The organism is Deinococcus radiotolerans, from assembly GCF_014647435.1.
Classification (GTDB): domain Bacteria; phylum Deinococcota; class Deinococci; order Deinococcales; family Deinococcaceae; genus Deinococcus; species Deinococcus radiotolerans.
In genome coordinates this window covers 260,011-283,978 of the sequence record NZ_BMPE01000002.1, presented here as the reverse complement: position 1 = coordinate 283,978, position 23,968 = coordinate 260,011, and the positions used below count along the sequence as shown (strand labels likewise).

General features: G+C 74.3%; 23 protein-coding genes. 19 read left to right on the top strand and 4 right to left on the bottom strand.

Features of this window, described 5'->3' with window-relative positions; all coding sequences use genetic code 11:
* Positions 1–22 precede the first annotated feature (22 nt).
* From IEY63_RS07295 to IEY63_RS07285, 3 genes are read left to right on the top strand one after another with little or no spacing between them, the layout of a single operon-like run.
* Positions 23–1,147, top strand: coding sequence for a hypothetical protein (locus tag IEY63_RS07295; RefSeq protein ID WP_189068332.1), 1,125 nt, complete (start codon positions 23–25; stop codon positions 1,145–1,147).
* A complete protein-coding gene (locus IEY63_RS07290; protein ID WP_229784549.1) occupies positions 1,144–3,048 on the top strand; it encodes a chorismate-binding protein in 1,905 nt (634 codons plus the stop codon). Before IEY63_RS07295 ends, IEY63_RS07290 begins: the two co-directional genes overlap by 4 nt.
* Positions 3,033–3,743, top strand: coding sequence for an aminotransferase class IV (locus tag IEY63_RS07285; RefSeq protein WP_229784548.1), 711 nt, complete (start codon positions 3,033–3,035; stop codon positions 3,741–3,743). Before IEY63_RS07290 ends, IEY63_RS07285 begins: the two co-directional genes overlap by 16 nt.
* A 27-nt stretch (positions 3,744–3,770) precedes the next feature.
* Here IEY63_RS07285 and IEY63_RS07280 read toward each other — a convergent pair whose 3' ends face one another.
* Positions 3,771–3,923, bottom strand: a complete 153-nt coding sequence (locus IEY63_RS07280; protein WP_189068331.1) for a preprotein translocase subunit YajC — start codon at positions 3,921–3,923, stop codon at positions 3,771–3,773.
* A 34-nt stretch (positions 3,924–3,957) separates the two neighbouring features.
* The gene (locus tag IEY63_RS07275) at positions 3,958–4,425 is read right to left on the bottom strand and encodes a GNAT family N-acetyltransferase (protein ID WP_189068330.1); all 468 of its coding nucleotides are present in this window, start codon (positions 4,423–4,425) and stop codon (positions 3,958–3,960) included.
* A gap of 74 nt (positions 4,426–4,499) precedes the next feature.
* On the opposite strand from IEY63_RS07275, the gene IEY63_RS07270 reads away from it, so the two are divergent.
* From IEY63_RS07270 to prmC, 16 genes are all read left to right on the top strand, one after another.
* Positions 4,500–5,132, top strand: coding sequence for a hypothetical protein (locus IEY63_RS07270; RefSeq protein ID WP_189068329.1), 633 nt, complete (start codon positions 4,500–4,502; stop codon positions 5,130–5,132).
* 100 nt (positions 5,133–5,232) lie between these two features.
* Complete coding sequence (locus IEY63_RS07265) at positions 5,233–6,768, top strand: phytoene desaturase family protein (RefSeq protein ID WP_189068328.1); 1,536 nt, start codon at positions 5,233–5,235, stop codon at positions 6,766–6,768.
* Between the two features lie 122 nt (positions 6,769–6,890).
* A complete protein-coding gene (locus tag IEY63_RS22440) occupies positions 6,891–7,316 on the top strand; it encodes an NUDIX domain-containing protein (RefSeq protein WP_373290897.1) in 426 nt (141 codons plus the stop codon).
* Positions 7,313–8,332 carry a carotenoid biosynthesis protein gene (locus IEY63_RS07255; RefSeq protein ID WP_189068326.1) on the top strand — a complete coding sequence of 340 codons (1,020 nt, stop codon included), beginning with the start codon at positions 7,313–7,315 and terminating at the stop codon, positions 8,330–8,332. The genes IEY63_RS22440 and IEY63_RS07255 overlap by 4 nt, the downstream gene beginning before the upstream one ends.
* Positions 8,319–9,011 carry a lysophospholipid acyltransferase family protein gene (locus IEY63_RS07250; protein ID WP_229784546.1) on the top strand — a complete coding sequence of 231 codons (693 nt, stop codon included), beginning with the start codon at positions 8,319–8,321 and terminating at the stop codon, positions 9,009–9,011. Before IEY63_RS07255 ends, IEY63_RS07250 begins: the two co-directional genes overlap by 14 nt.
* A gap of 11 nt (positions 9,012–9,022) precedes the next feature.
* Entirely contained in the window at positions 9,023–10,123 is a 1,101-nt protein-coding gene (locus IEY63_RS07245) for a glycosyltransferase family 2 protein (protein WP_373290904.1), read from the top strand.
* Between the two features lie 94 nt (positions 10,124–10,217).
* The gene (locus IEY63_RS07240) at positions 10,218–10,934 is read left to right on the top strand and encodes a hypothetical protein (RefSeq protein ID WP_189068325.1); all 717 of its coding nucleotides are present in this window, start codon (positions 10,218–10,220) and stop codon (positions 10,932–10,934) included.
* A gap of 92 nt (positions 10,935–11,026) precedes the next feature.
* Positions 11,027–12,466 carry a phytoene desaturase family protein gene (locus tag IEY63_RS07235; protein WP_189068324.1) on the top strand — a complete coding sequence of 480 codons (1,440 nt, stop codon included), beginning with the start codon at positions 11,027–11,029 and terminating at the stop codon, positions 12,464–12,466.
* Complete coding sequence (locus tag IEY63_RS07230; RefSeq protein WP_373290903.1) at positions 12,454–13,602, top strand: cytochrome P450; 1,149 nt, start codon at positions 12,454–12,456, stop codon at positions 13,600–13,602. Before IEY63_RS07235 ends, IEY63_RS07230 begins: the two co-directional genes overlap by 13 nt.
* Positions 13,599–16,673 (top strand): ATP-binding protein, encoded by a 3,075-nt coding sequence (locus tag IEY63_RS07225; protein WP_189068322.1) that lies wholly within the window; start codon positions 13,599–13,601, stop codon positions 16,671–16,673. The genes IEY63_RS07230 and IEY63_RS07225 overlap by 4 nt, the downstream gene beginning before the upstream one ends.
* Positions 16,674–16,799: 126 nt before the next feature.
* A complete protein-coding gene (locus IEY63_RS07220) occupies positions 16,800–17,027 on the top strand; it encodes a double zinc ribbon domain-containing protein (protein WP_189068321.1) in 228 nt (75 codons plus the stop codon).
* 49 nt (positions 17,028–17,076) lie between these two features.
* A complete protein-coding gene (locus tag IEY63_RS07215) occupies positions 17,077–18,423 on the top strand; it encodes a carboxypeptidase-like regulatory domain-containing protein (RefSeq protein WP_189068320.1) in 1,347 nt (448 codons plus the stop codon).
* Positions 18,424–18,453: 30 nt separating this feature from the next.
* Positions 18,454–19,692 (top strand): DUF418 domain-containing protein, encoded by a 1,239-nt coding sequence (locus IEY63_RS07210; RefSeq protein ID WP_189068319.1) that lies wholly within the window; start codon positions 18,454–18,456, stop codon positions 19,690–19,692.
* Positions 19,685–20,170 carry a low molecular weight protein-tyrosine-phosphatase gene (locus IEY63_RS07205; RefSeq protein WP_189068318.1) on the top strand — a complete coding sequence of 162 codons (486 nt, stop codon included), beginning with the start codon at positions 19,685–19,687 and terminating at the stop codon, positions 20,168–20,170. Before IEY63_RS07210 ends, IEY63_RS07205 begins: the two co-directional genes overlap by 8 nt.
* 43 nt (positions 20,171–20,213) lie before the next feature.
* Positions 20,214–20,795 (top strand): Jag family protein, encoded by a 582-nt coding sequence (locus IEY63_RS07200; protein ID WP_189068317.1) that lies wholly within the window; start codon positions 20,214–20,216, stop codon positions 20,793–20,795.
* A gap of 3 nt (positions 20,796–20,798) precedes the next feature.
* Entirely contained in the window at positions 20,799–21,629 is an 831-nt protein-coding gene (prmC, locus tag IEY63_RS07195) for a peptide chain release factor N(5)-glutamine methyltransferase (RefSeq protein ID WP_189068316.1), read from the top strand.
* A 7-nt stretch (positions 21,630–21,636) separates the two neighbouring features.
* On the opposite strand, the gene IEY63_RS07190 is transcribed toward prmC, so the two are convergent.
* A complete protein-coding gene (locus tag IEY63_RS07190) occupies positions 21,637–23,028 on the bottom strand; it encodes an MFS transporter (protein ID WP_189068315.1) in 1,392 nt (463 codons plus the stop codon).
* Positions 23,025–23,939, bottom strand: coding sequence for a polysaccharide deacetylase family protein (locus IEY63_RS07185; RefSeq protein WP_189068314.1), 915 nt, complete (start codon positions 23,937–23,939; stop codon positions 23,025–23,027). The genes IEY63_RS07190 and IEY63_RS07185 overlap by 4 nt, the downstream gene beginning before the upstream one ends.
* Between the last annotated feature and the right edge of the window lie 29 nt (positions 23,940–23,968).

Here is a 23,968-nt window from a genome sequence, read left to right as displayed (position 1 = left end):
GGCGCGCGGTAGGATGGGTGGCATGCCGGTTCTGTTCGTGCATGGCGTGGCCGTCCGCGAGGAGGGCGATCAGGGCTGGGAGGATCTGCACCGCGCGACGCAGGGCGTGAACTGGCCGGGCGTGCAGCGCCTGCTGCGGGAGCACGTGGCGCCCACCCTGAACCCGGACGCGCCGGAACGGGTGCACATCGAGCGGGTGTACTGGGGGGACCTGGGCGCGCACTTCGCGCAGGGCGGGCAGTTCCGCGCGGCGCGCGGGCGGGAGGTCGCCCCGGAACCCGATCCACTGGCGCTGGACGCCGATGGGCTGGGCGAGGCGCTGGAACGCCGCCTAAGGGCGGCGCACCCGGTGTCCGAGTGGCCGGGCGTGATCCGGGTGGCGTGGGGCGTGGCGCGGGACGAGCGGGTGCGGGCGCTGCTGGCGGACCTGCCCCCATACGAGCGCTGGGGCGTGCTGGACGCGGCGGCGCAGGCGCGGCTGCCCGCGCCCACGCGGCGCCTGGAGCCGCACCTGCCGCCGGGGCTGCTGCGGGCGCGGCGGCAGAACGTGAAGCGCGCCATGCGTGAGGTCCGCCGCCCGCTGGAGGCGTTCGTGCCGCTGTTCCTGGGGGACGTGCTGGCGTACCTGAGTGGGCGCGGCACGCCCGAACGGCCCGGCGCGATTCCGCAGCGGGTCCTGGCGGGCCTGCGCGCGGCCCACGCGGCGCGCCTGCACCCGGCAGAGCCGCTGGTGGTCCTGACGCACTCGATGGGCGGGCAGCTGATCTTTGACGCGCTGCACGCGTTTCTGCCTACCGATCCGCAGGGCGGGACCGTGCGGGTGGATTTCTGGTGCGCGTGCGGCAGTCAGGTGGGCGCGTTCCACGAGCTGGGGTTCACATTGAGCGGCCCGCAGCCGGACGCGAGCGCCGGGGGGCGGCTGGGGTACTTCTGGAACGTATGGGCGTACTCGGACCTGCTGAGTTTCCGCGCGCAGGGCATCGCGCCGGGCGCGCACGACACGGCGTTCCCGCTGTCCGGGCTGGTGCGGTCAGATCACCTGGCGTACCTGCAACAGGCGGACTTCTACCGGACGCTCGCGGCGAAGGTCGCCGTGCACGCGGGGCCCACTGAAGTGGGCGTGGGGCCGGTAGAATCCGGCGCGTGAACGCGAGCCTCACCCCCGACCCGGTCCTCCTGCCCCCGGTCAGTCCGGCGGACGTGCTGCGGCGGGTGCGCGCGGCGGGCCTGCCGGGCGTGGTGCTGCTGGAATCCCTGGGGCCGGTCGTGTCGTACGGAGCGCGGTCGTTCCTGAGTGCCGCGCCGCTGCGGGTCACGCACGAGCTGCCCCGGCGGCCCACGGGTGAGGCGCTGTTCCCGGCGTGGCTGGGCGGCCTGAAGTACGAGGCGGCCCGGGCGTTCGGGCTGGCCGCGCACGCGCCCCGCGGCGAGGCGATGTGGTGGGGTGAGTACCCGTCGGGCCTCGTGTGGGACCGCGTGGCGGGCACGCTGAGCGTGGTGGGTGAACCGCACCTGGACTGGGCGGCCCTGCTCGCGGCGCCGCTGCCGCCGGAACCGAGCCTGAACGTGGGCGCGTTCGGCGCGGACGACGTGGACTACCCGGCGGGCGTGCGGGCCGTGCAGGACCTGATCCGCGCGGGCGAGGTGTACCAGGTGAACCTCTCACGCGGCGTGCAGGCGACCGCGCAGGGCGACCCGCTGGCCGCGTACCTGCGCCTGCGGGAGGTGAACCCCAGTCCGTTCATGGCCTTCGCGGACTTCGGGGATGAGGTGGTCGTGTCGTGCAGCCCGGAGCGGCTGGTGCGCTGGGCGGGCGAGGACCTGAGTGCGCGGCCCATCGCGGGCACCCGCCGCCGCGGCGACACGCCCGCCGAGGAAGCCGCGTTCGAGGCGGAACTGCGCGCCAGTCCGAAGGAGGTCGCGGAGCACACCATGCTGGTGGACCTCGTGCGGCACGACCTGGGCCGCGTGGCCGCGCCGGGCACGGTCACCGTGCCGGACCTGATGCTCGTCGAGCGCTACAGCCACGTGATGCACCTGGTGTCCGAGGTGCAGGCCCGCGCGCGATCCGGCGTGACGCTGCGGGACGTGCTGGCCGCCACCTTCCCCGGCGGGACGATCACGGGCGCGCCGAAGGAACGCGTGATGGAGGTCACCCGTGACCTGGAACCCGGCCCGCGCGGCTGGTACACCGGCGGGCTGGGCATTGTCAGTGGGCCGCTGGTGGACGTGAACATCCTGATCCGCACCGCCGCGTTCACCCGCACGCCGGAGGGCTGGACGGTGGAGGTCCGCGCGGGCGGCGGCACCGTCATCGACGCCGACCCCGCCCGCGAGGCGCAGGAAACGGTGCACAAGGCCCAGGCGCTCCTGAGCGTCCTGGCGGGCGTCCCAGGCCGCCCCGCGCAGCCGCCGCAGCCACCGGTGCCCGGCACGCCCTGGGCCCCGCCACCCGCCGCGTCCCAAACGGGCCTGCGGGTGCTGCTGCTGGACAACCGCGACTCGTTCACGTGGAACCTCGCGCACGACCTGCTCGCGCTGGGCGCGCAGGTGGACGTCCGCGGGCAGCACGAGGCGCTGGAGGACCTGCTGCGGGACCGTCCGGACGCCGTGCTCGTCGGCCCCGGCCCCGGCACGCCTGACACCAGCGGCGTCACGCTGGCCCTGACCCGCGCGTGCCTGGAGGAGCGCCTTCCGCTGCTGGGCGTATGCCTGGGCCACCAGGCACTCGGGCAGGTGCTGGGCGGGCGGGTAGAACGCGCCCAGCCGGTCCACGGCCGCCCCGAGTACGCCCGGCACCGCGGCACCGACCTGTTCCAGGGTGTCCCCCAGGACGCGCCGTTCGGCCGCTACCACTCCCTGGTCGTGCGGGGCCTCCCCGCCGAGCTGGTCACCGCGACCAGCCAGGACGGCGAGGTCATGGCCCTGGCCGTCCCCGGTCAGCCCGCGTGGGGCGTGCAGTTCCACCCGGAAAGCGTCCTGAGTGCCGCCGGGCGCACCCTGCTGTGCAACTGGCTGCGCCTCAGTCAGGCGTGGCCGCGAACGTGACGCCGCTGCCCGCCATCCTGAACGACCCGGCGTGGCTGCACGGCGCGACGGCTTTCACCACCGTCCGCACCCGCCGCGGCCAGCCGCTGCTGTGGGTCGCGCACCTGGAGCGGCTGCGGGCCACCTGCGCGTTCCTGAGCCTCCCCCCGCCGGACCCTCAGCCGCCCACGCTGGACGCGCACCCGTGGGGCCTGCTGCGCGTCACGGTCTCACCCCACGGCACGTACCACGCGCACCGGCCCCTCACGCCCGGCCCACGCCCGGATCAGGGGGTCACGGTACGCGTCACCGACATGCACATTCACCCACAGCTGGGCGCGCACAAGACCGGGAACTACCTCCCGTACCGACTCGCCGCCACGCAGGCCCACCCGCACTTCGAAGGCTGGTTGCAGGACGCGGGCGGACACGTCGTGGACGGCAGCCGCACCTCCCCGCTGCTGGAGATCGCGGGGCAACTCGTCGTCCCCGAAGGTGGGCTTCCCTCTGTCACGCGGGCCGCGTACCTGCGCGGGCGCCCGCACGTCACGCGGCCCGTCCACACGCGTGACCTCGCCCACGTGACCCGCGCGTGGCTGTGCGGCAGCGGCACCGGCCTCGTCCCTATCCGGCGCATCGAGGGGCACACCGCCGACCTCCCCGTCCACTGGCCCGCCCCGCACGACCCGGCGCTGGGCTGGCCAGTCGAGCACTGAAGGCCGGTCGGCCAGCTCAATCACGCGTCAGGTCGGGCCGCCCACCTGCGGGCCTACGTACCCCGCATCCTCGCCAGCGCCCATGCCCTGCATGGCACGATTCAGGCGCTCCTGGCGGCGCGCGGCGACGAACATCACCAGGAGTAGCGGTACGAACACACCCAGCGTCATCAGGCCCATGTGATCCCTCTGCGGGCAGCGTACCCCTCGCGGGTCAGATGAGCGTGCCCAGCTGCACCTCCCGGCTGAGGATCACGCCCTGCAACTCATCCAGCTCGTACCCGCAGGCCTCGTAGAAGGCCCTGGCGTCCTCGTTGTCCGCCGCGACCCACACGCTGCCGATCCCGTGGGCTTGCATCTTGGCGTGCAGGGTTCTCACCAGGGCGCGCCCCACGCCCAGCCGCCGCCACGCCCGGCGCACGCCAATCTCCTCGAACATTACGTCCAGCGGCTCGCCGTGCCGGCGGCGGTGCACGTACGCCATCAGGAACCCCACCGGAGCGCCGCTGGTGTCCTCGGCGTGCCAGTGCCAGACACCCGGGTCACGCAGGTACGCGTCGGCGGCGTCCGGGGTCAGGGGCGGGCTGGGCGGCTCGTCCGTGAAGTCAGTCTCATCCTGCGCGAGCCGCTCAAGCGCGGCGCTGTCACCCGGTCCCAGGCGGCGGATCGTGAAGGCGGGCATGGTCCATCATGCACCCGCCGGGGGCGCCGTCACCTGAGGCAGAGCGCCCCGCCCGCGCTCCGTAGCGTGCAGGCATGACCTGGCCTGAGGACACCTTCCGCCCCGCCGCTGCGCCCACGCCCCGCAAAGCGCCGAACCTCGCCGTGGGGTACCTGCTGAACGTGCTGCTGCCCGGCGCCGGTTTCACGTACATCGGGCTGGTGGGCTGGCACGTCGGGTGGATCGCCATGCTGATCGTGCTGAACCTGCTGGGCGCGTTCCTGGTCGGCCTGACCACCTCAACCATGTTCGCGGCGCTGCCGCTGGTGGGCTTCGTGGTCATGCTGGTGCAGTTCGGGCAGGCGTACACCCGGCGCAAAGCGCAGAACTTCCGCCCGGATCTGGAGGGCGGGGTGAAGATCGGCCTGATCGCCGGGCACTTCATCCTGAATGTCTTCATGGTGGGCCTCCTAGCGGCCGTGCTGATCCCGAACCTGCTGGCGGCACGCACGCGGGCCAACGGGACGGGTGAGCGGGCGGCGGCCATGTCGGCGTACACCATGGTGATCGCAGCCCAGTCGGGCGGCACGCTGCGTGACGGGCCGTGCCCGCTGGAGAACGTGGTGGGGCGCGACCGGATCGCCAGCTGCACCGTCACGAGCGCCACCACAAGCAGCCCACAGGTGGCGGTCACCTTCGGCAATGGTCACGTCGTGCAGCTCCCCTGACCTGCATCTCCGCGCGGCCCGTCCTGTGCAGGGGACGGGCCGCCTGTTCTGCGTGCCACCTGACGCTCCGCGGGTGTGGGGGCGTGCAAGACTGCGCGGGATGCCGGATTTCGACGTGATCGTGATGGGCGCGGGGCACAACGCGCTGGTGACTGCCGCGTACGCCGCGAAAGCGGGCCTGAAGGTCGGGGTGTTCGAGCGGCGGCACATCGTCGGCGGGGCCGTGAGTACCGAGGAACTGGTGCCCGGGTACCGCTTCGATTACGGCGGGAGCGCGCACATCCTGATCCGCATGACGCCCGTGGTGCGCGAACTGGAACTCACCCGGCACGGCCTGCACTACTTGGAGGTCGACCCGATGTTCCACGCGTCGGACGGGGAGACGCCGTGGTTCATTCACCGCGACGCGAACCGCACCGCGCGGGAGCTGGAGGCGCTGTTCCCCGGTCAGGGCGAGGCGTACACGAAATTCCTGGACGACTGGACGCCGTTCGCGCGCAGCGTGGCGGACCTGTTCAACTCCGCGCCGGGGCCGCTGGACATGGGGAAGATGGTCGTGTCCAGCGGGAAGGGCAAGGACTGGATGGAACAACTGCCCCGCATCCTCCGCCCGTACGGGGACGTGGCGAAGGAGTACTTCACCGAGGAACGCGTGCGTGCGCCGCTGGTGTGGATGGCCGCGCAGAGCGGCCCGCCCCCCAGTGACCCGCTGAGTGCGCCATTCCTGCTGTGGCACCCGCTGTACCACGAGGGCGGCGTGGCACGGCCCAAGGGCGGCAGCGGCGGCCTGACGAAAGCCCTGAAGCGCGCCATCGAGGCGGACGGTGGGCAGGTGTTCGTGAACGCGCCCGTGAAGGACATCCTCGTCAAGGACGGCAAGGCTCAGGGCGTCCGATTGGAGAACGGCGAGACGTACACCGCGCGGGCCGTCGTGTCCGGCGCGCACGTCCTCACCACGGCGGGCGCCCTGCCCGACGAGTACGTCCCGCCCGCCGCGCGGCAGGTGCGGGTCGGCAACGGCTTCGGGATGATCCTCCGCCTCGCCCTGAGCGAGAAGGTCAAATACCGGAACCACACCGAACCCGACAGCCGCGTCGGCCTGGGCCTCCTGATCAAGAACGAACAGCAGCTCATGAAGGGCTACGGCGAGTACCTCGCGGGCGAACCCACCAGCGACCCACCCCTGATCGCTATGAGCTTCAGCGCCGTGGACGACTCCCTGGCCCCCCCAGGCGGGGACGTGCTGTGGCTGTGGGCGCAGTACTACCCCTACGAACTCAGCAGCGGCTCCTGGGAGACCCGCACCGCCGAGGCCCGCGAGAACATCCTCAACGCCTTCGAGCACTACGCGCCCGGCACCCGCGACACCATCGTCGGGGAACTCGTCCAGACGCCCCAGTGGTTAGAGACCAACCTCGGCCTGCACCGCGGGAACGTCATGCACCTCGAAATGAGCTTCGACCAGATGTTCTCCTTCCGCCCGTGGATGAAAGCCAGCCAGTACCGCTGGCCCGGCGTGCAGGGCCTCTACCTCACGGGCGCCAGCACCCACCCCGGCGGCGGCATCATGGGCGCGTCCGGCCGCAACGCCGCGCAGGTCCTCGTGAAAGACCTGACGCGCCGCCGCTGGCGGTGAGGGAGTTGATGGGCTATGAGCTGTGGGCTGTGTGCAGAAAAGGGGGCTGTTCTGCTCCCTCTCCCCTCGTGGGAGAGGGCTGGGGTGAGGGGGCGTGTCCGCCCATCTCGCCGGGGGCGCGTTTGATCCGGCATTGGTGGCGGGGGCTACGTCCGAAGCGCCGCCTGGGCGCAGGCATTGCGGTCCTGCACGCTGGGACCGTCCTGCTGGTGCGCCGGGGCGATAACGCCCTGTGGGACGTGCCGGGTGGCGGCGCGGACGCCGGGGAGTCGCCGGAGGACACCGCCCGGCGGGAACTGCGCGAGGAGACGGGCCTGAGCGTGGGTGCGCTGCGCTCACTGGGCGTGTTTCCACACCGGTACACGTACCAGGACGGGAATGTCGTGGACTGGGAAACGCACGTGTTCGTCGCCGAGTTCGCGGGTGGTGAACCGCGCGCCTTGGATGACGCGGCGGAGGTCCGCTGGTGGCCCCTCTCGGCCCTACCGGGTGACGTGTCGGACGCGACCCGCGCGTACTTCGCGGCCCTACAGGCGGTGCGGGCGTGAGCTTCTCCCCCACCGTGTGGCGCGCCGGGCTGGGCTTCGCAGCGCTGGGCGTGGCGTTCCTGGGGGCGCTGCTGGTCCTGGCGGATCTGGCGGCCGGCTGGGCGCTGATCGCGCTGGGGCTGCCGCTGTCGGGCGTGCTGGCGCTGGCGGGGGACGCGCTGGGCCGGGACTTCGCGGGGGTGCTGGCGTCGCGGTTCGCGGGGTTGCTGGCGGTGACGCGGCCGTGGATGTGGTTCGTGGCGCTGTACGTGGCGCTGAAGATCCCGGTGCCGCTGTGGCCGGAGGGCTTCCCGGTGCTGGGGCTGGCGAGCACGGGGGCGCTGTTCGTGGCGGCGCTGCTGTTCGTGTGGGAGCGCGAGAACGCCTGGAAGGCAGGTGTCATGGCGCTGGTGGCGTTCGCGCTGGGCCTGGGCGTGGAGGTACTGGGGAGCCGCACCGGGATTCCGTTCGGGCTGTACTCGTACCAGACGGCGCCCGGGCCGACGCTGCTGGGTGTGCCGCTGATCGTGCCGCTGGGCTGGTTCGCGCTGACGCTGACCGCCACGAGCCTCTCGGGCGGGCGACCCTGGCTGGCGGGGCTCCTGATGCTGCTGTGGGACGTGGGCCTGGAGCCGCTGATGACCGCGCAGCGCTACTGGCTCTGGAGTGATCCCTGGCCACTGTGGGCGGGCGCGCCGGTGCAGAACTTCCTGGGCTGGTGGGGGGTGGGGTGGCTGATCTCGTGGGTGTTCACGGGTCTCGCGCCGCGTCTGTTCGGGCTGCGGCGTGAGGAGTGGGCGTGGGCGCTGCCGTGGCAGTCGCGGGATTTTCCGCTGCACTGGGGGCCCAGCCTGAGTCTGCTGCCGGGCGGCGCGGCGCGGGGCGCAGATTTCCGGGTGGTGTACCCCATTGAGGCGTTCTTCCTGCCGGGCGGGCTGGTGCTGGTGGGCCGGTATGCAGAGGCCGGGGTGACGCTGGCGGCGATGCTGGCGGGCCTGTGGCTGGCGCGGCGGGTGACGCGCTTTGACCGCACCTGACCGCCCCGGCACCGACGCGCCGCAGCGGCACGCCTGGGCGACCGGACTGCTGGCCCTGAGCATCCGCCGCAGCGTGCGCGGCGGGCTGGGCGGCGTGTGGGTGCGCGGCCCGCTGCCCGGCGGCGGGGCGGTGCTGGCCCCGAACCATCACAGCTGGTGGGACGGGTACGTGCTGCGCGAGGTGGCCCTGGCGTGCGGGCAGCCGTTCAGCGTCCTGATGACGGCGCGGCAGCTCTCACGCTTCCCGTTCCTGCGGCGGGTAGGCGCCCTGCGCGCGGACGAGGTGCGGGCCGGGGTGCGCCGCGCCCGCGCGGGCTGGCTGGTGGTCTTTCCGGAGGGCGAACTGCACCCGGCGGGCCCGCTGCGGGGCGTGCAGCCGGGCGCGGCGTGGATCGCGCGGCACGCGGGGGTGGCGCTGGTGCCGGTGGCGCTGCGGGTGGTGCTGCGCGGCGCGCAGTTCCCGGAGGCGTTCGTGCGCGTCGGGCCGCCGGTGGACGCCGCTGACCTGCCGGGTGCCCTGGCGGCGCTGCTGGCCGACCTGGACGCCGACCTGCTGGGCAGCGACCCGGAGGCGCCGCTGGCCGGGTACCTGCGGCTGGTGCCGGGCCGCGCGAGCCGCTCGGACCGGGTGGACTGGCCCTCGCGGCTGCTGACGTGGCTGACCGGGGACCGCGCGTGACGCGGCGCCGCGTGAAGGGGCCGCCCGAGCCGGGCTGGGCGCGGGCGTACCGCACGGTCACCGCCGTGTGGCTGCTCGGCAAGGCGCTGACGCTGGCGGTGAACGCCGTGACCTTCCCGCGCCTGCGTCCCGCCCCCGTGCCAGTGGGGGGGCCGCGCGTGTCCATCCTGATCCCCGCGCGGAACGAGGCGGCGAACCTCCCGGTCACGCTGCCCGGCGTGCTCGCGCAGGGCGCGCACGAGGTGCTCGTGCTGGACGACCGCAGCGACGACGGTACGGGCGACGTGGCCCGCCACCTGGGTGCCCGCGTCATTCCCGGCGCGGCGCGGCCGGACGGCTGGCACGGGAAGCCCTGGGCGTGCCAGCAGCTCCTGCGGGCCGCGAGCGGCGACATCCTGATCTTCACGGACGCGGACGTCACGTGGCATCCGGGCGCGCTGGGCGGCCTGCTGCGCGAACTGCACGCGTCCGGCGCGGACCTGCTGAGCGTGCAGCCGCGCCAGTCGAACGTCACGCCCGGCGAGCGGCTGCTCACGCCCCTGGTGGACGCCGCCGTGCTGTCGTACTTCCCGTTCCCGCTGCTGCGCATGACCCCGCCTCACCCGCTGGCGACCATCGCGAACGGGCAGGTCATGGCGTACCGCCGCGCCGCGCTGACCCGCGTGGGCGGGTACGCCGCCGTGCGGGATCAGGTGCTGGAGGACACCGTCATGGCCCGCAGGCTGGGTCAGCTGGGCCTGCGGGTCTCCACCGTCATGGGTCAGGCGTGCATCGGCGTGCGGATGTACCGCTCGTACCCGGACTCCGTGGCGGGCTTCGGGAAGAACGCGCTGCCCATCCACCTGAACTCGCGGGCGTTCATGCTGGCCAGCGTGGCGCTGCACGTCGCGGGGCACACGCTGCCGTGGCTGCTGCCCCTGCCGAACCGCAACGCGCTGCGCGCCGCGAGCCTGCTGGAACGGCTGGCCGTGAACCTCATCGCGGGCCGCCGCACGCCCGCCGATCTGGCCGAGGGGCTGCTGGGGCCGGTCACGCCGCTGCTGGCCCTGCCGGTCATGGTGCGCGCCCTGCGCCGCCGCGTCAGCTGGAAGGGCCGCGAGTACCGGCAGTGACCGCTGCTGCCGGCCAGGACGGCCCCTCCGGTCCCTGAACGCGCGGCAGGCGGGGGTTCATGTGCCCCTCAGGGGCCGGGCGGAGGCTCTGGGCATGCCCGCCAACCGTGTCCGTCTGGCCGCCACACTGCTCCTGTCATCCCTGCCCCTGGCTTCTGCGGCGGGCTTCACTGAGGCGTCCTTCGCGCAGGTGCGTGCGGGCGCGTGGAGCCCTGTGCGCTTCTGGTGTGACACGCCGGGGCGCGTGCTGGCGCTGTCCACCAGTGCCCCGGGCGCCGGGACGCTGATGCAGTGGGTGGGTGGGGCGCGCTCGCAGGTCGCTGTAACGGTCGGTGCGGACGATGCGGGGGCGGGGCAGGTGTACACGCCGCTGACCTTCGCGGGCCGCCGCGCTCCGGCGCCGGGGTTCTTCGTGCACAGCAGCAACATGGAGAACGTGCAGGACCCCGCGTACCGCCTGACGCACGTGAACGAGTTCCGGGTGCCCGATGGGTCGTTCGCGTGCCGGTACGTGCCGCAGGCGGCGGTGCTGGCCGCCACCGCGAAGCACAGCGTGATCGTGTGGGAGGCTGGTGGGAAGGTCACGTACGCCAGCCGCAACCGCGACGGCACGCCGGGCGTCACGATTACGGGCGGGACGCGCACCACCCGGGACGGCCGGGCCGAGTACCGCTGGAACCGGGGCGGGTACGGATACGTCCTGACCGTGGGACTGGCCGGGCATGCGGGCGGCGAGTTGCGCGTGGAGCGCGCCGGGCGGGTCCTCAGCCGTGAATCGCTGCTGGCGTACTCGGTCAGCACGCTGCGCTGAGCGGGTCTCTCATCTGACACTGTGCGCCGCTGGGGGTGCTCTATGCTCTGCCTCGTGACCCGTTCATCCGTCTGCCCGTTCAGGGCCCTGCCGTGAGGCGCACCCCGCAGCATGTCGCGGTGATCGGTGCGGGCTTCGCGGGTCTCGCGGCGGCGCTGCGGCTGGCGCGGGCGGGCGCGCGGGTGACGGTGCTGGACGCCCTGGACGGCCCCGGCGGGAAGGCCGCGCTGGGCCTGACAGAGTTCTCCAGCGGGCCGACCGTGGTGACGATGCCGCAGGTGTTCCGCGCGCTGCACGCCCGCCTGAACCTGCCCCTGCCGGAGCTGAGCGCGGCGCGGCCCACCACGACGTACCACGCGCCAGGCGGGCGGCTGTTCGCGCCCGAGGCGCTGCACGTGGCGGGCAGCCTGGAGCCGACGCTGGCGCAGCTGTCCCGCACCGAGGGGCGGCGGTACGCGGCGCTGCTCGCGTCATCGCGGCGGATGTACCTGGACGCGCAGGACACGTTCCTGTTCGCGCCGCCCCCTGGCCCGGCGCGGCTGGCCCGCTACGCACTCACGCGCGGGCGGCGGGCCGCTCCCCTGTCATCCCTGCACCGCTTCGTGCGGTCGGGGCCGTTCATGACACCGTTCTGGCTGCGGTTCGCTACGTACCTGGGAGCCGACCCGTACCGCGCGCCGGCCGTGCTGCACAACATCGCGTGGGTGGAACTCGGGTACGGCGTGTGGCACCTGCGCGGCGGCCTGCTGGATCTGGCCCGCACCCTGCACGCGCAGGCGGAAGCGCTGGGCGTGCGCTTCGAGTTCGGCACGCGCGTCACCAGCCTCAGCGCGCACGGGGGGCTGGTGCTGGGCGCGCACACCAGCCAGGGGGCGTTCGCGGCGGACGCGTGGGTGAGTGCCGCCGACCGGGCCCTGACCCTCTCCTGGCTGGGCAGCGCCGAGAAACCCACCCCGCGCGGCGTGAGCGGCTTCGCGCTGCAACTCCAGCTCTCGGAGGACCGGGGGCAGGCGCACCACATCTTCTGGCCCGCCGAGTACGCCCGCGAGTGGCGCGACATCCGCGCCGGGCGCCTCCCGCGCGATCCGACGCTGTACCTTCACCTGGACGGCACGCGGGCGTTCCTGCTCGTGAACGCCCCGCCCGACCCCGGCGTTACCGATCGGCCCGAGGAGTACGGCGCGTGGCTGCTTGAACACGTGCAGGAGCGGCAGCGGGACACGCCGGGCGGCCCGCTGCCCATCGCGGACTGGCGAGCGCTGTCCCCGACGGAGTACGCCCGCACCGCGAAGGGCGGCGCGCTGTACGGCCGCGCCCCGCACGGCCTGACCGGCAGCCTCCGCCCCGGCTGGCAGCTGCCACACGCGCGGAATCTGGTGCAGGTGGGCGGCACCGTCCACCCTGGCGGCGGCGTGCCCCTCAGCGTCCTGAGCGGCTGGAACGGCGCCGGGCAACTGCTGGGCCTGAAGTTCGACGATCTGGACGGACGGCAGGTGCCGCAGGGGACAGAGGTGTGGCCATTCGGGCTCTGAGCACGCTGCCCGAGCCGCCGACCCGTCCGGGGAACGGGCACCTGCAGGACTGGGCGCTGCGACCGCTGCCGCTGATCGAGGAGGGCGCGGCGCGGGCGCGCGCGGCGGGTGGGGACGTGTTCCGGTTGCGGCTGGGCCTCCCGGCGGTGGTGGGGGTGGGAGCGGCGTGGAACCGGGCGGTGCTGACGGATCTGGGGACGTTCCGGAGTGCGGGGAGCCTGTCGCGGATCGTGCCGTACCTGTCGGGCGGGGTGATCCTGTCGGACGCGCCGGGGCACGCGGGGCGGCGCTCGCTGATGAATCCGGGCTTCGGGCGGGCGCACCTGCTGGCCTTGCAGGCGCGGACGCGGGCGGCGCTGCCGGGGGTGCCGGACAGGGCGTTCGATGCGCTGGCCTGGGCGGATGGCGCGGTGCTGCGGCTGCTGAACGCCGCGTATTTCAGCGGGGAGTTCGATGAGGGGCTGCTGCACGCGTTCCTGGCGCCGCTGCGCCGCCCGTTCCCGGTCCCGGCGATTCCGCGTCCGCTGCTGTTCGCGCGGGTGGACGCGGAGGTGCGCCGCCTCGCGCACGCGCGGCTGAGGGAGCGCGGGCACGACGACCTGCTGGCGGTGCTGGCCCCACTGCCCGGGGGACTGGAGGAGACGCGGGTGTCGCTGGCCGCCGCGCACGATACGACCACGCACGCGCTGGCGTACGCCATGTGGTTCCTGGCGCGGCACCCGCAGTGGCACGCGCCCGAACATCATTCGGCGGTGCTGAAGGAGGTGCTGCGCCTGTTCCCGCCGGGCTGGATGGGCAGCCGCCGCCTGAGCCGGGATCTGGACTGGGGGGGCGTACGGCTGCCGCGTGGGGCGCTGGCGCTGTACTCCCCGTATCTGTCGGGGCGGGACCCGGCGGTGTGGGGCCATCCCGCCGAGTTCGATCCGGGCCGCTGGGCGGCGAAACCCCCGGCGTGGGCGTACCTGCCGTTCGGGGGGGGCGAGCGGCTGTGTTTGGGCATGCACCTGGCGCAGCTGCTCATTCAGGACGCGCTGGGGGCCCTGCCGCCGCTGCGGGCGGTGCGGGGTGACGCGGCGCCGCTGCCGGGCCTGACCCTAGGCCCGCGCGGGCCGCTGGTGGTGACGGCCCGGCCGTGACCGAGCTGGATCTCGCGGGGTTGCGGGCGGCGCTGCGGCGGCTCGCGGTGCGGCGCGGTGGGCTCGTGGCGGGGGTGGTGGGCCCGCCGGGTGCCGGGAAGACCTGGGCGGTGCGGGCGCTGCGGCGCGACCTGAACGTCCGCAGCGCGGAGCTGCACGCCGCCACGCCGCCTGCTGGGGTGGTCGCGGCCCTGCCGGCCGGTGCGCGCGGCCCGGCCTGGCTGGAGGGCGCGCGGCGGCGCCTGCAGGCGGGTGAGCTGCCGCCGCAGGAGACGGCGGATCTGGTGGCGGCGCTGCTGGGTGCGGCGGCCCCGTTCGCGCTGCACATCGAGGACCTGCACGACGCCCCGCCGGACGCGCAGGCGTGGTGGGTGAGCGTGGCGGCGCAGCTGGCGCGCACGCCGGGCGCGGCGCTGATCGTCACGTCCCGCGCGGCGCTGCCCGTGCCGTTCGAGACGGTCACGGTGCCGCCCCTGGGTCCGGCGGAGGTCGCGGCGCTCCTCACGGCGGAGCTGGGCCTGCCGGTGCCGGACGCCGCGGCCCGCTGGGTGTGGGCGCAGGCGCGTGGGCATCCGCTGTTCACGCAGGCGTACCTGCGGCTGCTGGCGGCGCAGGGCGCGCTGTGGAATGACGGGCGCAGCTGGCACTGGCGGGCGCCGCCGCAGGCGCTGGTGCCGGGGGGTGTGGAGGCCCTGATCACGGGCGTGCTGCGCGGGGCACCGCTCACGGAGGGTGCGCGCCGGGCGTGGCAGGTGGGCGCGCTGCTGCCGCCGGGTACGCCCGCCGCGGCGTGGCAGCGGGCGGCGGGCGTACCCGGCGGCGCGTGGACCGGGGTGCTGGCGGAGCTGGACCGGGCGGGCCTGACCGTGCGCGGAGAGCCCGCTCACCCCCTGTACCGCGAGGTGGAGGCCGCGGGGCTTGATCCGGCGGTCCGGGCGGCCCTGTCAGACGGGGCGGCGCGGGCGCTGCGGGACTCGGATCCGCTGCTGGCGTCGGGCCTGGTGCGGGACGCGCGCTGGCCGGCGCAGGAGGCGCGGGCGCTGCTGGAGGCGGGCGCGGCGGCGGCACTGGCGGCGGGCCTGCCGCGCGCGGCGGCCGAGCGGCTGGCGTGGGCGGCGGACCTGACCGGCGGGGCGGACCGGGCGGCGCTGGCGCTGCGGGCGGCGCGCGCGTGGCAGGACGTGGACCCGGCGCGGGCCGAGCGGCTGGCGGGCGAGGCGCGGCTGGTGTGGCCGGATCATCCGGAGGCAACGTTCGTGCAGGCAGGCGCGCTGGCGCAGCTGGGCGAGGAGGACCGGGCCGCGCAGCTGCTTGCGGCGCTGCCGGTCCCGCCGGACCCGCCGGCGCGGGGGGCGTGGCTGGCGGGGCAGGTGGCGTGGCTCTCGGGCCTGCACCGCTACCCGGCGCTGCTGGAGCTGTGGGCGGCGCATGGGGACGCGCAGGAGTGGGTGGGGCCGGCCACGTGGGCGCAGGTGGCGCGCGCCCTGGAATTCACCGGGGACGCCCGCGCGGGCCTGGCGCTGCTGGACGAGGCGCTGCGGCGCAGTCCGCCGGGTGACCGCGCGGCCCAGGACGCGGCTCAGGCGGCGGGGCGGGAGCTGCTGTGGGCGCGCTGCCGGGTGCGGTACGCACTGGGCGAGCTGCCGGGCGCGCTGGCGGACGCGTCGGCCCTGGCGGACCTGGCGGGTAGGCAGGGGGCGCTGGGCGTGCGGGCGCGGGCGCTGTCGGGCCGCGCGACGATCCGGGACACGCTGGGTGAGTACGCGGCGGCCCGGGCGGACGCGCAGGAGGCGCTGGACCTGTTCGCGCAGCTGGGTGCCGCGCGGGAGTTCGCGCAGCAGCAGACGCGCCTGGCGTGCCTACTGCTCGAGTACGGCGAGTACGACCGCGCCGAGGCGCTGCTGCAGGAGGGCCGGGCCGCGCTGCGCCGCGCGGACGCCACGCACTTCCTGGCCCTGAGTGAGATGAATCTGGCGTACCTGGCGCTGGAGCGGGCCCTGCCGGGCGCGGCGGCAGCGGCGGTCACGTACGCGGATGCGGGGGTGGCGGCAGCGCGGCGCAGTGGCAGTCCGCTGGTCACGGCGCAGACGCTGGGGGTCGCGGCGCGCGCGCACGCGGCCGCGGGTGACGGCGCGCGCGCCCTGGCCCTGGCGCGTGAGGGGCTGGCGGCCCTGCCGGATGCCGACTCGCATGACGGGGCGTGGGCGACCTGGGCGCTGGGGTTCGCGCTGGAGGCCAGCGGGGACCACGCCGGGGCGCTGTCGGCGTTCGTGGCGGCACAGTCGGCGCTGGAGGCGCGGGACCTGCCGCTGTGGGCGGCGCGGCTGGGCCTGGAAGCCGACCGGCTGCGCGGGGACGCCGCCGCCGCGCAGGCGAAGCGGGCGCGGTTCGCGGCGCTGGATCTGCGCAGCTGGGTGCACGTCACGGACCGCTACTTTCCGCCGCAGGCCGCGCCGTCCCCGGACCGGCCGGGGGCCGAGGTCCGGGTGCTGGGGCCGCTGCGGGTGGTGCGGGGCGGGGCGCTGGTGACGGTGCGGGGCGGGCGCGTGCAGGAGCTGGTGCTGCGCCTGCTGGACGCGCAGCTGTCCGGCGAGGGGCCCGTGTCGGCCCTGGCGCTTCAGGCGGCGCTGTACCCGCAGCTGCCGGACGCGCAGGCGGGCGCGGCGCTGCATCAGCTGGTGTACCGCACGCGCGCGCTGCTGGGCCCGGGCACGCTGCTGCTGGAGGGCGACGGGTACGCGCTGGGGCCGCTGGTGCGCAGTGACGCGGCCGAGTTCCTGCGCAGCGGCGACCCGGACCTGTGGGTGGGGCCGCTGCCGGGCGGGGCGGGCGGGCTGCTGGAGCGGCTGCACGGCGCGGCCCGCCGGGACCTGGCGGCCCTGTGCGCGCGGGACCCGGCGCGGGGGGCGCGGCTGGGCCGGCTGCTGCTGCGGCACGATCCGCTGGACGAGCCGGTGCTGCGCGTGACCGTGGCGGCCCTGCGCGCCCTGGGCCGCCCGCGGGAGGAGGCCGCCCTGCGCCGGGAGCTGCGCGCCGCGCACGCCGAGGTGCAGCTGCCCTGGCCGACCTGAGCCCGTGCGCCGGCTGCGCGGGGCGGCCCCGCCGGGGGGCGCTTCCCGTGAGTCTCCTGTCAGCGGGGTGCGGGTAGGCTGCTGTTCAGCGCGGCCCGCCTGGACGGCGCGCGCCGGAGGTGAGGGATGGTGTCTCAGTGGCCTGCCCAGTACGCCCGCTGCCCGCAGTGCGCCCGGACGGTACCGGTCCGCAGTGGGGAGGTGTTCTGCGTGAATGACGGCGCGCGGCTGGTGACGGCCTGCCCGGCCTGCACGTGGCCGATCACGTCGCCGTACGCGCGGTACTGCCCGGGGTGCGGCGGGTCCTACGAGGCGCTGCTGGAGGCCACGCACGTCCGGACCGGGTTCCGCTGAGCGGCCCGGCCTCTTCCCCATTCCTGCCTGCCGTACTGAAGGAGCTTGCATGCGACGAACCCTGATCACCCTGACCCTCCTGCTGTGCAGCTCGGCCCTGGCGGCCGGGCCGAAATCCGTGCTGGTGGACGCAGCGTTCATTGACGGCGCGCAGATCGTGAACGGCTCGCCGGAACTCACGGAGTTCGCCGGGGCGCTGCGCACGGTCGCCTCGAAGGCTGGGGGCAGCTGCACGAAAAGCGAGTTCGTGGTGTGGGACTCCGTGCCCGGCCTGGAGGGCAGTTTCCGGCAGGTGCTGGGCGGCCTGGGGTACGCGTACTCGGAACTCAGTGCCAGTGACGATCAGAGCGGCCGGTTCGTGGCGTTCAAGCTCACCAAGGGGACGGCGGCCCTGTCGGGCATCTGGGCGGACAGTGACGGCACGACCCTGCTGGGCTGGTGCACCCTGAAACTCAGTGCGCCCGCGGCGGCCCCGGCGGCCCTCACGCCCACCACGCCCGCGAAACCGGCGGCGCCCTCGGCCCAGGCCGCCCCGACGCGCACGCCGGCCCCGGCCACGCCCGCGCCCACCGTGAAGCCGCCCGCTCCGAAGCGGGGGTTCGTGACGGGACTGGTGCTGGACACGCAGGGCCGGCCCCTGGCGGGCGCGGAGGTGTACATCGTGGGCACCACGTTCACGCAGGGGCAGCGGACGAGTTTCACGGCCATCAGCGGCAAGGACGGCACGTACGCCATTCGCGTGCCGGACGGCCGGTACCACGCGTCGGCCAGCGTGAAGAAGACGCTGGGCGGCACGACCTTCACGTTGCCGCTGCACCCGGAGTCGGGGTCCCTGAACACCGAGATTGACTCCAGTGACGGCGGGAACCTGAATTTCCGCTGGCGTCTGGCGGGCAGCAAACCAGGCGGCGGGAAGGACTGGGACGACTACTACGGGGCCAGCGTGGACCTGAGTTACTGCGGGCTGCCCGCCAAGGCGTACTGCAACGAGCGCTACGCCGAGGTGATTCGGACCGCCGCGCCCGGGGGCAGCACCGTCACCCTGACCTTCACGCCGCAGGGCGCGCTGGTGGACGGTACGGCAGGCCGCCCGGTGGTGATGACGTTCAGCACGGCGCCCCTCTCCCCTCCTGGCGGGTACCCGTACACCGACCCGAACGGTGGGGGGCGCACCACGCTGGGGCAGGGCTGGCCGTACCACAGCCAGGACTTCAACGATCTGCCGCTGGGCGTGTACACCGTGAGCGCCGTGGCCACCACCCCGGACGGCCGCAAGCTGCCTCTGAAGCTGGGCCTGACCGACAATGACGTGGAGCACGCGAGCGTCACCCTGCGCTGGTCGTCGTACGACGTGAGTGGCGCCCTGAAGCAGCTGCGGGTCTACGTGCGCGACTGAGGAGCGGCGGGGCGCGCTAGCCTGCGGTGGATGACCGAGCCTGCCCCCGCGCCCCTGCCCCCGGACCTGGCCCAGCCCGCCGCGCCGGAGGTGGGGCCGGTGCGGGACCGGGCGCTGCTGCCGGACGTGCTGCGCGGCGTGGCGCTGCTGGGCATCCTGATCGTGAACATGCAGGACTTCGCGGGGTTCCTGGAGTGGCAGCAGCGCGGCCTGGACCGCGCGGCGCAGGTCGTGACGGACACCCTGGCGAACGGGCGGTTCATCTCGATCTTCGCCATGCTGTTCGGGTGGGGCGCGGCGGGCATCCTGAGGCGGCGGGGGGTGGGCGTGTTCCTGCGGCGGCACGCGGCGCTGCTGCTCGTGGGCGCGCTGCATTACGTGCTGGTGTGGCACGGGGACATCATCAGCAACTACGCGACGCTGGCCCTGGCCCTCCTGATCGTGGCCTGGCTGCCCGCGCGCAACCAGCTGGGCGTGGCGGGCGTGCTGGGCGCGTGGTGGCTGGGCCTGACCGTGCTGGAGACGCTGGCTGCCCTGAGCCGCACCGGCCCGCGCTTCGCGTTCCTGCCGGACCTGCTGCCCAGTTACGGGGCGAACGTGCAGGAGCGCGCCGCAGAGTTCTGGCCGCTGCTGTGGCAGGGGGACCTCTTCAACGGGCCGTGGCTGGTGGCGCTGTTCTGCCTGGGGGCCGCCGCCGGCCAGACGGGCCTGCTGACCCGCCCGGCCGAGCACCGGCCGCTGCTGCGCCGCCTGGCGGTGGGGGGGCTGGGCGTGGGCGTGCCGCTGGGCCTGCTGCTGGCGTACCTGAACACCCGCCCGGACTACGCGGCGGGCATGCTGGCCTTTCCCGTGCGCATGGCAGGCGGCCTGGCGGGCGCGCTGGGGTACGTGGGCCTGCTGGGCCTGCTGGCCGCGTCGGGCAGGCTGGGCGCGTGGCGCTTCTTCGCGGCGAGCGGCCGGATGGCCATGACGAACTACCTCACCCAGAGCGTGATCATGACGCTGATCTTCTACCCGTACGGGCTGCACCAGGGCTTCGGCTGGGTGTCGGGCGTCCCGGCGGCCGGGGCGGGCGAGGCGTTCCCGTACAGCGGTGAGTTCGCGGTGTGGGGCGCGGCGCAGACGCTGGCGCTGGCACTGCTCGTGGGGCTGGCGCAGCTGCCGCTGAGCGCGTGGTGGCTCTCGCGGTTCGGGCGGGGCCCGGTGGAGTCGCTGGTGCGCTGGGTGGCGTACGGGCCTGCGGCCCGGCAGAATCGTGAGCATGACTGACTCGAAGCCGCTGCGGGTGCTGGCGCTGTGCCTGGGGAACATCTGCCGCAGTCCGCTGGCGGAGGCGCTGCTGCGCCGCGAGCTGGAGGCGGCGGGCGTGCGCGCAGTGGTGGACAGCGCCGGGACGGGCGCGTGGCACATCGGGGAACTGGCCGATCCGCGCAGCCGCGAGGTGGCCGCCCGGCGCGGCCTGAGTCTGGACGGCCACGCGCGGCAGCTGGACGCGGCGGACTACGCCGAGCAGGACGTGATCCTGGCGATGGACGCCTCGAACCTGCATGACGCGCGCCGCATGGCCCCGCGGGACGCGCAGGCGCGCCTGGTGCTGATGCGGGCGTTCGATCCGCTCGCGCCGGGCGCGGACGTCCCGGATCCCTACTACGGCGGCGCGGACGGCTTTGACCACATGTACGACATGCTGGAGCGCAGCGCCCGTGAGTTTGCGCGCCGGGCCGCGGCGGGCACCCTGAACCGGTAGGTCGGTGGGAGGTGTGTGAGAATCGCGCGCTAGACTGCGGGGCATGGATAACCGCACGAATCTGGACGACTACCTCGCGGGGCTGGGCATCAGCGACGCGGACGAGAGCGAGCTGCCGCCGCCCGCTCCCGACGCGGCCCCCAGCGCCCCCACGCTGGAAGCCGCGCCGGAAGATCCTCGCGCGGCGCTGGAACGCTTCTTGCAGGGCCTCGTGACCCGCATTGACCCGGGCCTGTCCGTCACGGTCCGCGAGGCCGAGGACGCCCTGGAAGCCGAGATCACCGGTGAGCACGCCGCGCGCCTCGCCGGGCGGGACGGCCGCACGCTGGGCGCCATCGAGGTGCTGGCGTACACGGTGCTGGCCAAGCAGGAGGGCCGCGGGCACCTGCGCGTGCGCGTGGACGTGGGCGGCTTCCGCAAGCGGCAGGCGGACACCCTGACGAAACTGGCCGAGCGGCTGGCGGTGCAGGTCGCCAAGAGTGGCGAGCCGCACGAGCTGCAGCCCATGCCGCCCGCCGAGCGCCGCGTGATTCACATTGCCCTCAAGGAGCATCCGGACGTCATGAGTGAGTCCGTGGGCGAGGGCGCCGCGCGGCGCCTGATCATCCGGCCCCGGCACGGCTGACCCGTGCGGCTGCGTGACCTGCTCCGGCGGGGCGCGGCGCGGCTGGACGCGGCGGGCGTTCCCTCTCCGGAGGTGGACGCCCGCGCGCTGCTGCTGCACGCCCTGAACCTGACCCCCACGGCGCTGCTGACCCGCGCCGCGTCAGAGGTCGCCCCGGAGGACGAGGTGCGGTTCGAGGCGCTGCTCGCACGGCGCGCGGCGCGGGTGCCCCTCCAGTACCTGCTGGGCGAGGTGGAGTGGGGCGGCGTGCGGCTGCGCTGCGACGCCCGGGCGCTGGTGCCGCGCCCCGAGACGGAGTGGCTGCTACACCTAACCCTGGAGACCCTCGCGCCCCTGCCCGCGCCCCGCGTGCTGGACGTGGGCACCGGGACGGGCGCGCTCGCGCTGGGCGTGAAGGCTGCCCGCAGCGGCGCGCAAGTCACCGCGACCGACCTCAGCCCGGAGGCCCTGACGCTGGCCCGCGAGAACGCCGCGCTGAACGGCCTGGAGGTCACGTGGGTACAGGCGGACCTCCTGACAGGCGTGCCGGGTCCGTTCGACCTGATTGTCAGCAACCCCCCGTACCTGCCGGACGCGGACCGCGCGCAGGTGCAGCCGGAGGTAGCACATGATCCGGAAAGCGCGCTGTACGGCGGTCCGGACGGCCTGAGTCTGGCGCGGCGCCTTGCGGTGCAGGCGACCGGCGTGCTCGTCCCCGGCGGGCGGCTGCTGCTGGAACTCGACCCGCGCAACGCTCCAGACTTCGCCGCCGAGCTGCGCGCCCAGGGCTGGGCGGCAGGCACGGCGGCAGATCTGACGGGGCGCGAGCGGTTCGTGCTGGCGCGGCGGGCGTAGGGCCGAACTAGCCCTGGGGCGCCGCGGAAGTCTCGGCGTCCACGGTTCTTCTGCGGGCTAGGGCGTCGCGCATGGCGCTCAGGCGCGCGCCGTGCAGGGGGTAGAAGCTCAGGATCGCCAGGGCCAGCAGCGCGCCCGTGATGGGCGGCACGGTCATGAAGAAGCGGAAGCCGTCCGCGACCGCGTCGGGCTGCACGCTCAGCTTCGGGTCGTAGCCGCTGGCGCGGGTGACGGCCCCGAAGGTCTGGGAGGTCAGGGCGCTGCTGAGTGTGGTGATGAAGCCCGCCATGCCGTAGTACATGCCTTCGCGGCGCTGGCCGCTGCGGAGTTCGTCGTCGTCGATGACGTCCGCGAGGATCACGTCGCCCATCAGGATCAGGCCCGCGAGGGCCGCGCCGAACAGCACGGTCGTGATCGCCGCGCCCACCAGGGAGGTCACGAGGGCCAGGGGGATCAGGGACACGGCGGTCAGCCCGAAGGCGAGCATCAGGGTGCCGCGCGGGCCCAGGCGCGGCGCGATGAACGTCCGCCAGGGGTACAGGGCCGCGCCGGCCGTAATGAACGCCCCGGCCAGCAGGACGGTGGTGGCGGCGCCGCTCTCGATGCCGAGGCTGTAGCGGACATAGAAGCCCATCCCGGCGGCCAGGGTGCCGGTCGCGAAAAACCGCATGGTGAGGGCGGCCACGACGATCAGGAACGCGCGGTGCGTGAACGTGGCCCGCAGCGCCGTGAGGAAGCCCAGTTCGCGGCCCACGCTGCCGGGCCGTTCAAACAGGCCGCCCAGACCGGCGAAGATCGCGGCGCCGGCCAGCGCGGCGAACACCCACGCCATGGCGGTCCAGCCGATCATGCCGGCCAGCAGGGGTGGCAGCGCCAAGCCCACGAGCAGGCCCACGATCTGCACGACGTTCATGCGCCAGGCGACGTCGGTGCGTTCGCGGTACGTGCGGAACATCTCGGGCAGCAGGGCCAAGTAGCCGGTGCCGGCGGCGGTGGCCAGGCCCTCCCACAGGACGAACATCACCACGAAGTACGCCATCAGCGCGACCGGCTCGGTGGTGCCGCTGAACGGCGCGCTGAACAGCAGCCCGAACAGGATCAGGCTGGGCAGCGCCCCGAAACGCACGTACGGGATGCGGCGGCCCCAGCGGCTGCGGGTGCGGTCACTGAGAAAGCCGATCAGGGGGTTGTTCGCGGCGTTGTACAGCGCGAAGATCGTCATGGCAGTCGCGGCCCAGCTGGGGTTCAGCTTCAGGTGGTCCACGTAGTACAGCAGCAGGAAGCTGGTGGTCTGCGCGGGGATGGTCAGCCCGAAATTCATGACGGCGTACTTCCAGCGCTGCGCGGAGGTCGTGTCGGGCGTCAGTTCGGTGGGTGCGGGGAGAGGCGTGGCGGTCATGTCTGAGCTCCGGGGGTGCGCAGCGCGCCGCGCAGGGCGCGGTAGGTGGTGGTGTGTACGCCGCTGCGCGCGAGCATGGGCGCGAAGTCCGGGGACAGGAACGCGGCGTGGTTCGCCACGCGGCCTGCCCAGTCGCCGCAGATGGCGCGCAGTTCGGGCGTGTCCCGCGCGGGGTGCAGGATGAAGTGCGTCAGGCCCACCGGGAGGCCCGTGAGGATCTCCTCGATCAGCGGCAGGTGGTCGCCGCCCACGTGCAGGGGCAGCATAACCAGGTGATCCACGAGCGGCACGCCCCGCGCCTCGAGCGCGCGGGTCACGGCGGCCATCTGCGCGGCCTCGGCTTCACCCAGGCCGTGCGAGCTCCACCCGGCCTCATCCAGGCGCGGAAGCATCGGCACGATCCCGCGGGGCAGGGCGGCGTCCAGGCACGCCTGGAGGAACTTGGGGTGCGCGGCGGCGCCCATGTGCGCGTCCAGGTGCGAGACCTCGATGCCCCAGTCCAGGGCGCGGCTCACCTGCGCGTCCAGTTCCGCGCGCGCGGCAACCGGGTCGGCGTGGGCCTGCACGGCCTCCACGCCGGCGTGCATGAAGCCCTGCGCGTCGATCAGGCCGCTGGCGGGATCGCAGGTGCTGATGGGCGCCCAGCGGTAGGTGCGCCACTCGCTGTTCAGGGTCAGGTGCACGCCCAGGTCCGCGCCGGGCAGGTCGCGGGCCAGTTCGGCCGCAGCGGGCGCCCACGCGCAGGGCGTCATGACGGACGCGCTGCCCAGTGTGCCCGCGCGGAACAGGTCGGCGCAGCCGCTGACGGTCGCCTCGCACATGCCCAGGTCGTCGGCGTGGAAGATCACGACCCGGTCGCCGGGACTGAACCCCAGGGCGGTCAGGGCGGGGTTGAAGGTGGGGGTGGTCATGCCGGTCTCCTTGCGGGGTGAGGGTTGTG